Source organism: Prosthecobacter sp., assembly GCF_044236155.1.
Taxonomy (GTDB): Bacteria; Verrucomicrobiota; Verrucomicrobiia; order Verrucomicrobiales; family Verrucomicrobiaceae; genus Prosthecobacter.
Genome location: NZ_JBIIHA010000002.1, coordinates 390,298 through 405,246, shown reverse-complemented (window position 1 = coordinate 405,246; position 14,949 = coordinate 390,298). Strand labels below are relative to the sequence as shown.

The window sequence follows — 14,949 nt, the reverse complement described above, 5'->3', positions numbered from 1 at the left end:
GTCCCGCGAGAAACCGCAGATTTCGTCAGCAATGACAAACGGCGGGCTGTGGCTCAGCCTGGTAGAGCGCTTCGTTCGGGACGAAGAGGTCGTGGGTTCGAATCCCGCCAGCCCGACCAACGCATCTTGCGCGTAAAGTACAGAAGCAAGCACATGGCGAATCCAACCCAATCCAAGAAAATCCTGCTCGCCGAGGATGTGCGGGCCATTTCCATGCGCATGTCGCACGCGCTGGAGACGAACGGATACACGGTCCGCGTGGCTGAGGACGGGGAGGAGTGCATGGAGCAGATCGAGCAGTTCAAGCCGGACCTGCTGGTGCTGGACCTGATCATGCCGAAGATGAACGGGCTGGAGGTGCTGCGGCAAGTGCGCTCACAGCAGTCCACGCAGCACATGCCGGTAATCGTCACCACCGCGAAGGATTACTCGACGGAGCTGAAGCATCTGCAGCAAACCGGTCCTGTGGACGTGCTGATCAAGCCATTCGACCCCGAGCTGCTGCTGGCGAAGCTGCGCCAGTATTTCCACGAGGCGGCAACTGCCACAGGCATCACGCATCGCGAGCATCTCATTTCCACAGCGGACCAGTATGCTCCCGTGCTCGACACGAAGCGTCCGCATGTGAAGCTCTGGGGCACGCGGGGGTCGATTCCGGTGTGCGGGGCGCGTTACGCTCAGCATGGCGGCAACACGACCTGCTTTGAGTACAGCACAGGAAAAGACCGCATCATGTTCGACGCGGGATCGGGCCTGCGCGAGGCGGGGCAGTCGTTTCTAGCGGGCGGCCCCTGCCACATTCATCTTTTCATCACGCACACGCATTGGGACCACATCCAAGGTTTCCCGTTTTTCACGCCGATTTATGTGCCGGGCTTCGAGATCACCGTCTATGGCGAGCGAGGCTTCGGGAAAAACATCGAGTCTCTGCTCTGCGGCCAGATGGACCGCGATTATTTCCCGATCCAGCGCGAGGATCTGCGCGCGAAGATCAACTTCGTCTTCCTCGACGACAACCCGGTGAAAATCGGCGATGTGACGGTGACGCGCGAGTTCACGCAGCACCCAGGCGCGACGGTCTGCTTCAAGGTCGAGCACGAGGGATGGAGCGTCGCCTTCGTGCCGGACAATGAGTTTCTCCAAGGTTACATCGGCTCGCCGGCGCTGCTGTCACGCGACTCACATCTTGTCGTGCCTTACGAGCCCATCGTAAAGTTTCTCGACGGCGTGGACCTCCTGGTTCACGAGGCGCAGTATCTGCCGACGGACTATCCGAAACGGATCGGTTGGGGACACTCAAACCTCGCCACGGCCTGCGCGCTGACGAAGATTGTCGGCGCGAAAAAGTGGATCGTGGTCCATCACGATCCGGATCACGATGACACGGCACTGCATGCGAAGCTGAACCTTACGAGACAGATTATGCGAGAGATCGGCGGCACGACGCATGTGGTGCATGCCTATGATGGCATGGCGGAGTACCGGTGAGGTCAGATGACGGGATCAAAACCGCCAAGCGCCTCGGCGATCAGGGCGCATTCGCGTTTGAGCTGGTCGTACATGATCTGCGCGCCTTTCAAGTCGCCCGCATGGGCGTATTCGCACAGCTCGGATGAGAGGCGGAGGGCCCTTGGTGCCGCGTAAACGCCGAGCATGCCCTTCAGCGAGTGCGCGGCCTCGTAAAGCGGCTGTGCTTTTCCAGCGGCGAGCGCCTTCTCGGCCTTGCGCAGGTATTTTTGCGAGTCCTCCGGGAAGATGGCGATGAGTTTGCGCATCAGTTTGTCGTCTCCAGCGGACTCACGGAATGCGACAGCGTCAAACGGCGGGCCCTCGACCGGCGCGCGCACGGGCACAGGTTCGGATTTGACCGGGACTCGCGCTGGGGGAGGCAGGGGGGCTCGGAGCGCGAATTGTTCGACGACTTGGTACAGCTCGGTCGAGCGCAGGGGCTTGGAAATGTAATCATCCATGCCGGCGGCGAGGCAGAGCTCGCGGTCGCCCTTCATTGCGTTCGCCGTCATGGCGATGATGGGAACGTGGCCGCCCTGGGTCTGCTCGATGTGGCGGATCCGGGCGGTGGCCTCCAAGCCGTTCATGCCAGGCATCTGCACGTCCATGAGGATGGCGTCGAAGGACTCGCTCTTGAAGAAGTCGAGCGCTTCCTCGCCGCTGGAGGCGAGCGTGACGAGATGGCCGCGCTTTTCGAGCATGCGGGCGCTGACAAGCTGGTTCACATGCCCGTCCTCGACCACGAGCAGCTTCATCGAAGCATGGGCCGTGACCACCGGCTCGACGCGTGGGGACACCGGGCGGATGGAGATGCCGCTGGTGCGCCCGAACGCGGCGGTGAAATGGAAGGTGCTGCCGACATTCGGCTGGCTCTCCACCCAGATACGTCCGTGCATGAGCTCCACAAGGTCTCGGCAGATGGCCAGGCCGAGGCCGGTGCCGCCATAGCGCCGCGTGGTGGAGCTTTCCGCCTGTGTGAAGGCTTCGAAGATGCGCTCATGCATGTCACCCGCGATTCCGATGCCGGTGTCGTTGATCTTGAAGTGCAGCATCAGCAGGTCCGCGGTGCCGGACTCGACGCCGACTTCAATCGTGACGCCGCCCTTGTGAGTGAACTTGATCGCGTTGCCGATGAGGTTGATCAAAATCTGCCGCAGCCGACCGTCGTCGCCGATGAGCCTCGGAGGCACGTCCGGGCTGATGTGGTGAAGTAGAACGAGCCGCTTCTGGTAAGCGCGCACACTCATGGCCTGCACGGTCTCGGTCACGATGGTGCTCAGGTCAAACTCATGTGATTCCAGCTCCATTTTACCGGCCTCGATCTTGGAGAAGTCGAGGATGTCGTTGAGCAGCTCCAGCAGCGAGTCGGCGGACTGCTTCAGCATTTCGAGATACTGCTGCTGGGCATCGTCCAGCTTTGTGCCGAGAAGCAGCTCGCTCATGCCGATGACACCGTTCATCGGCGTGCGGATCTCGTGGCTCATGTTGGCCAGGAAGACACTTTTCGCGCTGTTCGCGGCCTCGGCGGCATGGCGGGCCTGGCGCAGTTCCTCCTCGTCATGCTTGCGCTCGGTCACATCGGTGTGCGAGCCGGCCATGCGGTAGGGTTTACCGCTCTCATCCCGCAGGGCGCGTCCGCGGGCCAGGATCCAGCGCCAGGAGCCGTCCTTGTGCCGGAAGCGGAACTCGACCGCGTAACGCGGGGTCCGGCTGTTCAGGTAGCCGTTCAGCACGGCCATCACGCGGTCGTGGTCGTCGGGATGCAGTAGTTTTTCGAACGAGGAGAAGTTGTTTTCGATCTCATCGTCCTCGTAGCCGACCATGCTCTTCCAGTGCGGGGAGAAGAAAACCTCGCCCGTGCGGATGTCCCAGTCCCAGATGCCGTCGTTTGTGCCGCGCACAGCCAGCTTGAAGCGTTCCTCGCTCTGCTCCAGCGCGCGGACGAATTTCTTCTGCTCGGTGATGTCCGTGGCGACACCGCCCACCGCATGAACCGCGCCTGTGGCGTCGCGCAGCGGGAATTTCACACTCAGATAAGTGTGCGGCCCGTCCTCGTGCGGCGCGACCTCCTCCATCTGCATGGGCACGCCAGCCTCGGCAACCTTCGCGTCGTTTTCGCGGAAGGCATGTGCCATGTCCGGAGGGAAAATGTCGTGGTCAAACTTCCCGACCGTCTCCTCGGGGGTGGTGTGGAAGAGCTTGGCCCAGCGCTTGTTCACCAGCAGGTAGCGGCCATGCAGATCCTTCATGAAGACGACCGCAGGCGTGTTGTCGAGGATGGCCTTCAACCGCGCCTCGGTCTCCTCGCGAGCGCGCTCGATCTGCTTCCGCTCGGTGATGTTGCTGCCCACGCCGAGAAAGCCGGTGATGTTCCCCTGCTCGTCGCGCAGCGCCGTCACGGACAGCAGCACCGTGAATCGAGTGCCATTCTTGCGAATGTAGGTCCATTCATTCTCGTCCACCTGGCCCAGGCGGGCCTTTGCCACGAAGGCCTCGAAACCGGGTGCAACCGGCCTGCCGAGCTCGATGCTGAGTTCCTTGGCGCGGCGGGCCACCTCCTCGGGATCGTGGATGAGAGCGGGTGTGGCTTTTCCGATCACCTCCTCGGGTTGGTAGCCCAGTTCCTTCAACGCGCCCGCGTTGAGCGTCTGGATGACGCCGTCGGCCCTGGTCGAGATGATGGTAAAATTCGCGCTGTCGAGAATCGCCTGCTGCATGCGCGTCGTTTCGATCAACTGGCGCTCCAACGACCCGCGCTGCCCACCTTCCATCGACATCTGGCGGCACACGCGCAGTTGAGCCTCCAGCTCCTGGATGCGCTGCTTCAACTCCGGCACGGAGTCGTGTGCGGCCTGCTCATGGGTGTCTGACATGGGTTGGGTGCACTCACCTAATAGGCACAAATCACCTGTGACAAACTCAAAAGGTTGAGCATCAGACGCAAAGTAAGCCTCCGAGGGGCACGGGAACTGCTGCAAGCGTGAAGAGGCTTGCGTGTTCCGCCCTTCTTGCGTCGTTCATGTTGTTGCATGAACCGCCGCCATCTGCTTGCCGCCCTCGCCGCAGCCCCGTTCGCCTCCCCTGCCGCTGAGAAAAAATGGTCCGTCGCTATCATCGGCCACACCGGGCGCGGCGGCTACGGTCATGGCCTCGACACCATGTGGCGGGCCATTCCTGCCACGGAGATCGTTGCCATCGCCGACGCGGACGAAAAAGGACTCGCGGCCGAGCTGAAGAAAATCGGCACTGGCAAAGGGTTCGCCGACTACAAGGCCATGCTTGCCGAAGTGAGGCCCGACATCGTCGCCATCGGCCCCCGCGAAATCGATCAGCACCGCGACATGCTGCTCGCCGCCATCCAAAACGGCGCGAAGGGCATCTACATCGAAAAACCCTTCCTTCGCAGCCTCGCCGAGTGCGACGAGGTCATCGCCGCTGCCGAGAAATCCGGCACGAAGATCGCCATCGCCCACCGCAACCGCTACCACCCTGCCCTACCTATTGTGGGCAAACTCATTGCTGATGGCGTCATCGGGCGCGTGCTGGAGATGCGCGGACGCGGCAAGGAGGATCCACGTGGCGGAAGCCTCGACATGTGGGTGCTAGGCTCGCACGTCATGGGCTGTGCGCTCTCGCTCGCCGGCTCAGCAAAAGCCTGCACGGCGGGCGTTTATCAAAACAGTAAACCTGTTACCAAGGCCGATGTCAAAGAAGGAGCGGAAGGCATCGGCCCGCTCGCCGGTGACGAGGTTCACGCCCGGTTCGAGATGGAAAACGGTGTGCCGTTCTTCTTCGACAGCATCAAGGACGGACGTCTCAAAAAAGCCGCCTACGACGATCCGGCCTCCTTCGGCCTGCAAATCTTCGGCAACTCCGGCGTCATCGACCTGCGCATGGACCAGGAGCCCTTCGCGTGGATTCAGACGGCCAAGGAACCGCGCAGACCCGTGCTGGAGGATAAGGACATCGCCAAAAAAGTCTCCAGCCATGAGATTTCCGGCCTCGACCTCATCGCCGCGATCCAGGAGAATCGCGCACCGCTTTGCGATGCCGTTCAGGGCCGTCAGATCACCGAAATGATCAGCGCCGTCTTCGAATCCCACCGCCTGAATGGCCAGCGTGTTCTCCTCCCGCTGCAGACACGCGTCAATCCGCTCACGCTTCTATGAAAACACCGCCCACACCGCCGCTCCTCGTTCAAAACGGCACGCTCATCCTGCCGGACACCTTGATCGAGGGAGGCGCGGTGTTGTGTGAACGCGGAAAAATCACCGCCGTCGGCAAACGCATCGCCGCGCCGAAGAACGCGACGGTGATCGACGCCAAGGGTAACTACATCTGCCCCGGCTTCATCGACATCCATGTTCACGGCGGCGGCGGCGCTGATTTCATGGACGCCACAGTGCCCGCCGTGCGGACCATTTTGAAGGCGCATGCAATGCATGGCACCACCTCGATTTTCCCGACAACGACCACCGGTTCACCGCCGCAGATCATGGGCATGCTGATGGCCTGCCGTGAGGCCAAGCGCACCTGGCAGGCCGCGCATGGCTCCCGCATCGCCGGTGTGCATGTCTATGGCCCTTACTTCGCCGCGGACAAAGCCGGCTGCCACTCACGCGAAGGCCGTCGTGCTCCAAATCCCGCCGAATACGCCGCGTGGTTCCGCGATGACCTCGTGCGCATCGCCACATGCGCTGCGGAGCTGCCGGGAGCGGAAGAGTTTTATCAAACCGCCCGCAAAGCCCGCTGCCTCATCACTTGCGGCCACTCAAACGCGAACTGGGCGGAGATGGAGCGCGCCTTCAAGGCCGGCATGCGCCATGTCGATCATTTCTGGTGCGCCATGAGCAGCGTCACCTCGCTGCGCGCTCGTTTCGGCACCCCAATGCAGGCCTCGATGGAGCAGTTCGTGCTCGCCAATGCCGACATGAGCACCGAGGTCATCGCCGATGGCAAGCATCTCGCCCCTGAGTTGCTCGACTTCGCCTTCCGCATGAAAGGCGCGGAAAAGCTCTGCCTCGTCACCGACTCCAACCGCGCGCTCGACATGCCGCCGGGCCGCTACCGCTTCGGTTCCGACGATGACGGCCCATTCTTTGAGAGCGACGGCACCGTCGGCTTCGTACCCGGCAGCGGACTGGCCAGCGCCGTCGTCGGCATGGACCACATGATGCGTCACATGAAGCAGAACACCTCCGCCACGCTGCCGCAGGCCGTGCGCATGGCCAGCCTCACGCCCGCGGAGCGCGCCGGCATCGCGAAAACCTGCGGTAGCCTCGAAAAAGGCAAGCAGGCAGATATTCTGGTGCTGAATCGCAAATTGGAGGTGAAGCAAACCTTCATCGCCGGCGTCGAAGTGCCGCGTGACTGATATGATTCGCCGGATTTCCGCCATTTTCCTCCTCGTTGCCACCTGCCAGGCGCAGACATCGTCTTTTGCCGAACATCTCGTCAAAGCCGCGATGGAACGCACCACGCGCACCGTCCGTTACGAGCCTGCCTATGTCCGCATCGACTATCCCGGCGGGGATGTGGCGGCTGACACTGGTGTTTGCACGGATGAAATCATCCGCATCTACCGTGCGCTCGGCTTCGACCTGCAAAAACTCGTCCATGAGGACATGAGGCGATCCTTCTCCGCTTATCCGAGGATCTGGGGGCTGAAATCGACCGACAAGAACATCGACCACCGCCGCGTGCCGAATTTACAGACCTTTTTGAAGCGTCGCGGCGCCTCGCTGCCCGTCACGCGGAACGCCGCCGATTACCAGCCCGGCGATCTCATCACGTGCACCGTTCCGCCGCATCTGCCGCACATCGCCATCGTGGTTCCCGCTCCTGATGGCGGCGAAACGCCCTGGATCGTCCACAACATCGGGCAGGGACCGAAATGCGAGAACCGCCTCTTCGAATTCCCGCTCACCGGTCATTACCGCTTTCATCCACGTGCGGAGTGATCACTCCGCCGTGCGCACCGCCTCCAGCGTGAGCTGCCACTGCTCCTGGCCGCGGAACCAGCCGCGCTGCACGCGCATGGCCACATCCCACGGGGCAGCAGGCAGGTTGCCGATCGGCGCGTTGAACCAGCGGGCCTCCATCGACGCGCCGTCCTGTGTCAGCATGATGCGCAGGTGCTTTTCCTTCATCACGCGGCCCGGCAGGCGCGGATTCACACGACGGCATAGGAAGAGCGGCTCCGGATTCTTCTGCCCGAAAGGCTCCAGCAGCTTGTAGTTCTCAAAGAAGGTCAGGGACAGATCACGCACCTTCACCTCGGCATCGAGTTCGAGCACGGGGGTCATCGCCTCCTTGCTCAAGGCTCCCCTGGCTGCTGCGGCGAATGCGTCGCGAAATGCGTCCAGCTTCGTCTCATGCACCGAGATGCCCGCCGCCATCGCATGACCACCGCCGCCGAGCAAGTGATCGCGACAGATGTCGATGGCCTCGACGAGGGAGAAGCCGGGAATGCTGCGCCCGCTGCCCTTTCCGACGCCGTTTTCATCGAACGAAACGAGAATCGTCGGGCGATGACACAGACGCGAGAGGCGGGAGGCCACGATGCCGATCACGCCGGGATGCCAGTTGCGCGAACCGAGCACGATGGCGGAGACTTTCTCGATGTCACCGATGCTGGCGAGCATCGCCTCGGCGTCGGCATGCACCTGCTGCTCCACGTTCTGCCGGTCCTTGTTGTGCGCCTCCAGCAGCGCGGCCAGCATGGCGCCCTCCTCGGGATCTTCGGACAAAAGGAGCTGCAGCGCCGTCGCGGCGGTGTCGAGGCGGCCTGCTGCGTTCAAACGCGGCCCCAAACGGAAACCGACGTGATGCGTCTGCACTAGGCCCTCGACGCCGGCGATCTGTTTCAGGGCGCGCAGGCCATGGCGCGTCGTTTGCGCCAGTGCTTCGAGTCCGCGCCGCACCAGCAGGCGGTTTTCGTCGATGAGAGGCACCAGATCAGCCACGGTGCCCAGCGCCACGAGATCGAGCGTCTCTTTCAGGTCGTAACTCTCGATCATCCGCGCCTTCAGCAGCGCGTGCGAGACTTTGAACACAAGCCCGGCGGTGCAGAAGTAGTGATGCGAGTCGCCGAGCTTCGGATTCACCAGTGCAAGGCAGTCCGGACGGCCCATCGGCGACAGCTCGTGATGATCGATGATGACGCAATCGACGCCGTCCTCGCGCAACTTCGCCACCTCGCCGAGTGAGGTCGTGCCGCAGTCCAGCGCGATGAGCAGGTCAGGCTTCCCAAACTGCTCGTAGCATTTGGCGATGCCGTCGTGGCTCAGCCCGTAGCCTTCCTCCATGCGCGTGGGCAGGAACAGGTGCGTGTCGAGGCCGTAGGCCTTCAAAATGAGGTGCATCAGCGCCATCGACGTCACTCCATCGACATCGTAGTCGCCGTAGAGGACGACTTTCTGCTTCTCGTCCACCGCGCGGAGGATGCGCTCCACGGCGGTGCCCATCTCCGGCAGCACCGTCGGATCTCCCAGCGTGGCGAGCTTTGGCACCAGGAAATCACGCGCCTGCTCAACCGTGGTGAAGCCGCGCTGCGTCAGCAGTTGCGCCATGAGTGGAGAAAGGCCCGTGTCGGCCGCCAGCTCCGCGGCACCCTCCACGGCAGGCTTCAGCAGCCAGCGTGGCGGACGAATGGAGATGGATGGTGATTCGGACATGAGGAGGTTTGCGCGAATGGCGCGATTCTGTATGGAACACGCGTGATGCCGAGTCAAACCGCGCTTCCAAACCGCATGTCATCGCCTGAATCATCATCCTCAAACTCCGGCCGCTGGTGGCTTGGCGTGATGGGCCTGTTTCTCATCGCCGCCGGATCGTTTTTCTCGTGGCGCATGTGGCTCTCGTATGAAAAAGCGTGCATCACACGCGGCTGGCGGGAGGTCCCGTGCCGCATCGTGTCATCACGCATCGTCAGCGAGCGTCCGACGCCGAATTCCAGTCCGGCGCATCGCGTCGAGGTGCGCTACGAGTATGAGATCGAAGGCGTGAAGCACGACAGTGCTCGCATGCGTCAGGTGGAGGCCGCGCCGACGCAGCATCTTGAGGTGGCGCGTGAAAAACAAATCAAATATCCGCCCGGCTCCGTGCGCGTCTGCTTCGTGAACCCCGTGAATCCGGACGAGGCCGTGCTGGAGCACGCCACACGCGCAGCGCTTTACTCGATCTGGTTTCCGCTGCTCTTCGTCGCCGGCGGCGTCGGCATGCTGCGCGGGGCCTTACGGCGCGCGCCACGATGACTGCATGAGCTTTTCGAGTTCGGCGACGATCTCCGGCCTCTCGGCAGCGAGGTTCTTTTCCTCACCGATGTCCATTTCGAGGTTGTGGAGCAGTTTTTCGAGCGGTTTGGCCTTCGCCTTGGCTTTCGGGGCGACCTGCCTTCCGCCGGTGTTGAGATGAATGAGCTTCCACGGCCACTTCAGCACCGCACGCTTGCCCCCTTGCTCGTTGAAGTCCCAAAACAGATGCGTGTGCTGTTTCTGGCCTTCTTTTCCGAGCAGCGTCGGTGCAAACGAGATGCCGTCGGTTTCCGTGGTGAGCTTCGCGCCGCTCAGTTCGGCCACCGTGGGCAGCAGATCCTGAAAACCGCTCACATGCTCGCTCACGCCGCCGGGTTTCACCTTGCCCGGCCACCACGCGATGAAGGGCACGCGGATGCCGCCATCGGTCATGTCGCGCTTCGTGCCTTTGAAATCGCCGTTGCTGTTGAAGAAGTCGCTTTGATGACCGCCTTCCTGATGCGGGCCGTTGTCGCTGGAGAACATGACAAGCGAATTCTCCGCGATGCCCAGCTCCCTCAAACGCGCCGTGATGCGGCCGACCTCGTTGTCCAGGAAGCGGATCAGTGCCGCAAAACCCTTCTCCGCGTCCGGCCAGTCCTTGTTTTTGAACTCCCCGTAGTCCGGGCACTCCATGCCATGCCCTAGCGGTGAATTCTTGCCCGCCTCGTTGTTCGTGTGCGGCACGTTCAGCGCGTAGTAGAGGAAAAACGGCGACTTTGCCTTCGCACGCTCGCCGAGATAACGCTGCACGTCGTCAGCCAGCAATTGCGGCACCCACGCCTTTCTTCCGTCCAGTGGGGCCACTCCCGTGCCCACGAGATCGCTGTCCTTGTAGTCCTGCGCGTTCTTGAACGAGCCTTCGATCACAGAGTTTGACAGCTCCACGATCTTGCCGTCACGGATCAGCGCCTTCGTATAAAAATTGTGCGCGTGGCTCGTGCCCACGTAGCCGAAGAACTCGTCAAATCCCTTCCGCTGCGGATCATCCAACGGCAACGGCTTGCCGAGGCCGAATTTGCCGATGCACGCCGTGTGATAGCCCGCCGTCCTCAGCAGCGACGGCACCGTCACATCGCTATCGGGAATGATCCACGGATCATTGCCGCGCACGCGGCAGTGTCCTGTGTGCAGGCCCGTCATCAGCACACAACGCGACGGCGCACACACCGTGCTGCCGGAGTAGTGCCGCGTGAATTTCATCCCCTCCGCCGCCATGCGGTCGATGTTCGGCGTCTTGAGCATCTTCTGCCCGTAGCATCCCAGATCGCCATAGCCGAGATCATCCACGAGGATGTAGATGATGTTCGGCGGCGTTTTGGCGGCGGCAAACGAGGCGAGAAAAAGGAGCGTTACTAGGCAAAGCGACTTCATGGGCTCCACGAAACGCAGGAACTCGCTCCTTGCTTCAAGAAAAGCCCTTGATCATGCCAGCACCGCCTTCACCACCTCGCCACTGACATCGGTGAGGCGGAAGTCGCGGCCTTGGAAGCGGTAGGTGAGTTGTTCGTGATCGAAGCCGAGGAGGTGGAGCATCGTGGCGTGGAGATCGGGCACGGAGACGCGGTTTTCGACGGCGGCGTAGCCGAACTCATCGGTGGAGCCATACATCTGGCCGCCTTTGATGCCGGCGCCGGCCATCCACATGGTGAAGCCCTTCGGATGATGATCGCGGCCCTTGCCGTTCTCGGCGACTGGCGAGCGGCCGAACTCGCCGCCCCACACGACGAGGGTGGTATCGAGCAGGCCGGTGATTTTGAGATCATCGAGCAGCGCGGCGATGGGGCCATCGGTCTCGGCGCAGTGGAGGTCGTGGTTCTTTTTGAGGTCGTCGTGAGCGTCCCAGGCCTTCGGGCCTTCGTTTCCGCCGCTGTAGAGCTGCACGAAGCGCACACCACGCTCGACGAGGCGACGCGCGAGCAGGCAGTTTTTGCCAAAGTGGGCCGTCACCGCGTTGTCGAGGCCGTACATCTTCCGCACGCTCTCCGGCTCGCGACTGAGGTCGGTGCATTCACTGGCGCTCATCTGCATGCGGAAGGCCAGCTCGTAGGTGTTGATGCGGGCGGCGAGCTGCGACTCGGCGGGATTCGCGGCGGCGAATTCGATGTTCCATTGCTTCAGCAGATCGAGCCGTGCCCGCTGCTGCGCCCGCGAGACGTTTTTCGGCGGCGTGAGGTAGGCGATGGGCTCGCCGCTGCTGCGGAAGGGCACGCCCTGATACGCGGCGGGCATGAAGCCGTTCGACCAGTTGAGAGCGCCATTCACCGGTGCGCCCTGATGATCGAGCAGCACGACAAAGGAGGGCAAATTTTCGCTCTCACTGCCGAGGCCGTAGGTGGCCCATGAGCCCATGCACGGCCTGCCAGGCAGGATGAAGCCGGTGTTCATCTGAAAGATGGCGGGGCCGTGATTGTTGCTCTCCGCGTGCATGCTGCGGATCACGCAGAGGTCATCGGCATGCCGGGCGAGATTGGGAAACGTCTCCGCCATGTCGATGCCGGCCTGGCCGTGCTTCCCAAAGCGGTAGTAGCTCTTCATGGCGACGTTTTTCGTCTTCCCGCCCATGAAGGCGTCCTCCTTCTTCCAGACGGGAATCGGTTTGCCGTGCCATTTCTCCAGTTCGGGCTTCGGATCGAAAAGATCGACATGCGACGGCCCGCCATACATGAACAGAAAGATGACCGACTTCGCTTTCGGCGCGAAGTGCGGCGCCTTGGGAGCCAGCGGATTCGTCGAGGACAGCACGCCTTCCGCTCCGAGCAGCGATTGCAACGCGACCGAGCCGAAACCGGCCCCGGCCTGCTGCAATATCTGTCGGCGGGTGAGGGAGTGCATCATTCGCAGGGAACAACGCCCCAATCCGAACATCCTTGCCCGCATCAGACGGGAGAATTCTGACCGGAGCATCTTCGGGCTTCCGAGCGCGCAAAATGTGCGACACTCTCGGAACGAGAATCACCACGTTCTACGCAAATTGATCCCACAGCAGTTTGACGACCATTGCGAACACGACGGTGATGAAAATAACGCGAATGAACGGCGCTCCATGGCGTATCGCCATCGAAGCACCGAGCCGGCCGCCGATGAGCTGCCCTGCGATCATGGCGAACGCGATCGGATAATGCACGCGGTCTGAAATCACAAAGACGAGCAGGGAGGCAATGTTGCTGGTGAGATTCACCACTTTGGTGAACGCGGTCGCACGCGTCAGCTCGAGACCGAGAAGCGCGATGCATGCGAGCGCCCAGAAGGCACCTGTCCCGGGGCCGAAAAAACCATCGTAAAATCCAAGAACTCCGCCCATCAGCCACGCGAAACCCACCAGGCCGAGCCGGGCCGATTTTGAAACCTTGCCGAGTCCCGGGCTCAGCAGGACGTAAAACGCGATCCCCAGCAGGAGCCATGGCACGATCTTCCTCAGCACCTCGTTGCTCACCTGCGTGACCGTCCAGGTGCCGAGCCAGGCAAACACAAACGTCACGAGAACGGTGAGACGCACCTGCGGCCATGAGACGAGCCCCGCCTTCGCATACTTTCGCACCGCCATGAGCGTGCCCCACGTCGATTGCATCTTGTTGGTGCCCAGCGCCATCTGCGGCGGCAATCCCGCCGCGAGCAAAGCCGGCACCGAAATCAATCCACCACCGCCCGCGATGGCGTCGATGAATCCGGCGCTGAGCCCGGCGAAGAAGAGAAGCGCGATGATTTCCCAAGTCATGATTCCAGCCATCCAAGCGCGGCATTCCGGCCTTCCGCAAGCATCAAACCTGCGGTCTCTGGCACTTCCAGCACAGCTCAAACTCCGCCGGATTCGCCTCCCCGCAGCCCGCGCAGGTCCACTCGACGCCGCTGGAGGCCGTCTGGTCATGATGCGGCCGCAGCAGCGCCATCGCCGCGTCGTAGTCGTCATCATTCACCACGCACAACGAAGGCTGGCACGGCGCGATGAGCACATTGATGAGCTGCGCGGTGTGCTCATTACGGATGAAGCTGGCGATACCGGCCTCATCGAGCACTGACTTATAAAAGCCGAGCCGTGTCCAATCCAGGCTGGTGAGGAGTTCTCTCATGATTTGCGGCCGAGGATGCGGTCCATCGAGTCGGAGGTCTGCCAGATCAGTGCCTCGGGGTAATGGGCATACGGGTGGAAGTATTCGAAGGTCAGGAAGCCTTTGTAGCCGGACTCGGCGAGCGCGTCGGTGACGGCGGGCCAGTTCGTGGTGCCGTCGAGCAGCGGGCGGAAGGTTTCGAGGCTGAAGTCGGTGCCTTTTTTGGTGAACTCCTTCAGGTGGACGTTCTTCGTGCGGTTGCCGAGCACCTTCGCCCAGTGCTCGGGGAACTGGAACATGCTGATGTTCCCCGTGTCGAAATGCACACGCACATGCTCGCTGTGGAAGCTGTCCACGAAGGTGTTCATCTCCATCGGCGTCATGAGGTAGCCGTTGAAGAAGATGTTTTCGATGTTGAGGCAAACTTTGAGCTTCGCCGCATGCTTTTCGAGCTGGCCGATGGCCTCGCGGGCCCGCGCATCGCACACATCATTCGCCACGGGCTCATGATCCGTGCGCCAAGGGATGTGCACGGCACCGGGCACGACGAGCACATTCTCCACGCCGAGGTCATGCGCACATTGCGCGATCTTTCCGGCCAGCTCGATGCCTTGAGCACGCTTCGCGGGATCGTTGCTCGTCAGCGGATATGGCCAAAACAGAAACGAACACAGCCCGCTGATCTGAATGCCGATCTCGTCGGCCATCTTGCGGATCTTCACGTAGTCCGCCGTGCCGTGTTTCGGCGAGAGGTCGTTGTCGAGGTCATAGTTCAGCTCGATGCCGTCGAATCCGGCGTCCTTCGCGAGTTGCAGGCACTCACGCAGCGACATGCGTTCCGGATACGGAAAGGCCCAGAGGTTGATCGACTTGAGCATGTCATACCGCTTCGTCGAACCACGTCGCACATCCGGTGTGGTGGTCGGAGCAGCTCTCGCTGGTTCAAACGCAGCCGCCGTGAGCCCCACGGAGGCGATGGTGGCTTTCAGAGCATCACGACGAGAAAGAAAATCAGGCGGGTTCATGCTGCCAATGCAATCAGAACGCCCGGAGACTGGCAAGAGGAACATGGTTGTCATTTTTTCGCCAAGCAGATG

General features: G+C 61.9%; 12 protein-coding genes and 1 tRNA gene. 6 read left to right on the top strand and 7 right to left on the bottom strand.

Annotated elements, in window-relative coordinates; translation table 11 throughout:
• Positions 1–42 precede the first annotated feature (42 nt).
• Both ACILSE_RS03605 and ACILSE_RS03600 read left to right on the top strand, forming a co-directional pair.
• A tRNA-Pro gene (locus ACILSE_RS03605) sits at positions 43–119 on the top strand.
• Between the two features lie 34 nt (positions 120–153).
• On the top strand, positions 154–1,488 hold the full coding sequence (locus ACILSE_RS03600) for a response regulator (RefSeq protein WP_395715983.1): 1,335 nt from the start codon (positions 154–156) through the stop codon (positions 1,486–1,488).
• A 2-nt stretch (positions 1,489–1,490) separates the two neighbouring features.
• Here the strand turns inward: ACILSE_RS03600 and ACILSE_RS03595 are convergent, their stop codons facing one another.
• Positions 1,491–4,382, bottom strand: coding sequence for a PAS domain S-box protein (locus tag ACILSE_RS03595; RefSeq protein WP_395715982.1), 2,892 nt, complete (start codon positions 4,380–4,382; stop codon positions 1,491–1,493).
• A 156-nt stretch (positions 4,383–4,538) separates the two neighbouring features.
• Between ACILSE_RS03595 and ACILSE_RS03590 the strand changes: the two genes are divergently transcribed.
• The 3 genes from ACILSE_RS03590 to ACILSE_RS03580 are packed head-to-tail and all read left to right on the top strand — an operon-like array spanning position 4,539 to position 7,469.
• Complete coding sequence (locus tag ACILSE_RS03590; protein WP_395715981.1) at positions 4,539–5,678, top strand: Gfo/Idh/MocA family protein; 1,140 nt, start codon at positions 4,539–4,541, stop codon at positions 5,676–5,678.
• Positions 5,675–6,883 (top strand): N-acetylglucosamine-6-phosphate deacetylase, encoded by a 1,209-nt coding sequence (gene nagA, locus ACILSE_RS03585; RefSeq protein ID WP_395715980.1) that lies wholly within the window; start codon positions 5,675–5,677, stop codon positions 6,881–6,883. Before ACILSE_RS03590 ends, nagA begins: the two co-directional genes overlap by 4 nt.
• 1 nt (position 6,884) lies before the next feature.
• The gene (locus tag ACILSE_RS03580) at positions 6,885–7,469 is read left to right on the top strand and encodes a DUF1287 domain-containing protein (protein ID WP_395715979.1); all 585 of its coding nucleotides are present in this window, start codon (positions 6,885–6,887) and stop codon (positions 7,467–7,469) included.
• Here ACILSE_RS03580 and recJ read toward each other — a convergent pair whose 3' ends face one another.
• Positions 7,470–9,185 (bottom strand): single-stranded-DNA-specific exonuclease RecJ, encoded by a 1,716-nt coding sequence (recJ, locus tag ACILSE_RS03575; RefSeq protein WP_395715978.1) that lies wholly within the window; start codon positions 9,183–9,185, stop codon positions 7,470–7,472.
• Positions 9,186–9,260: 75 nt separating this feature from the next.
• Between recJ and ACILSE_RS03570 the strand changes: the two genes are divergently transcribed.
• Positions 9,261–9,764, top strand: a complete 504-nt coding sequence (locus ACILSE_RS03570) for a DUF3592 domain-containing protein (RefSeq protein WP_395715977.1) — start codon at positions 9,261–9,263, stop codon at positions 9,762–9,764.
• On the opposite strand, the gene ACILSE_RS03565 is transcribed toward ACILSE_RS03570, so the two are convergent.
• The 5 genes from ACILSE_RS03565 to ACILSE_RS03545 form a co-directional block, all read right to left on the bottom strand.
• Complete coding sequence (locus ACILSE_RS03565) at positions 9,744–11,177, bottom strand: arylsulfatase (RefSeq protein WP_395715976.1); 1,434 nt, start codon at positions 11,175–11,177, stop codon at positions 9,744–9,746. The two genes, ACILSE_RS03570 and ACILSE_RS03565, sit on opposite strands and share 21 nt — an antisense overlap.
• A 51-nt stretch (positions 11,178–11,228) precedes the next feature.
• On the bottom strand, positions 11,229–12,641 hold the full coding sequence (locus tag ACILSE_RS03560; protein ID WP_395715975.1) for a DUF1501 domain-containing protein: 1,413 nt from the start codon (positions 12,639–12,641) through the stop codon (positions 11,229–11,231).
• A gap of 127 nt (positions 12,642–12,768) precedes the next feature.
• A complete protein-coding gene (locus tag ACILSE_RS03555) occupies positions 12,769–13,521 on the bottom strand; it encodes a TSUP family transporter (RefSeq protein ID WP_395715974.1) in 753 nt (250 codons plus the stop codon).
• A gap of 43 nt (positions 13,522–13,564) precedes the next feature.
• Entirely contained in the window at positions 13,565–13,873 is a 309-nt protein-coding gene (locus ACILSE_RS03550) for a DUF2007 domain-containing protein (RefSeq protein WP_395715973.1), read from the bottom strand.
• Entirely contained in the window at positions 13,870–14,877 is a 1,008-nt protein-coding gene (locus ACILSE_RS03545; protein ID WP_395715972.1) for a sugar phosphate isomerase/epimerase family protein, read from the bottom strand. The genes ACILSE_RS03550 and ACILSE_RS03545 overlap by 4 nt, the downstream gene beginning before the upstream one ends.
• Positions 14,878–14,949: the final 72 nt, after the last annotated feature.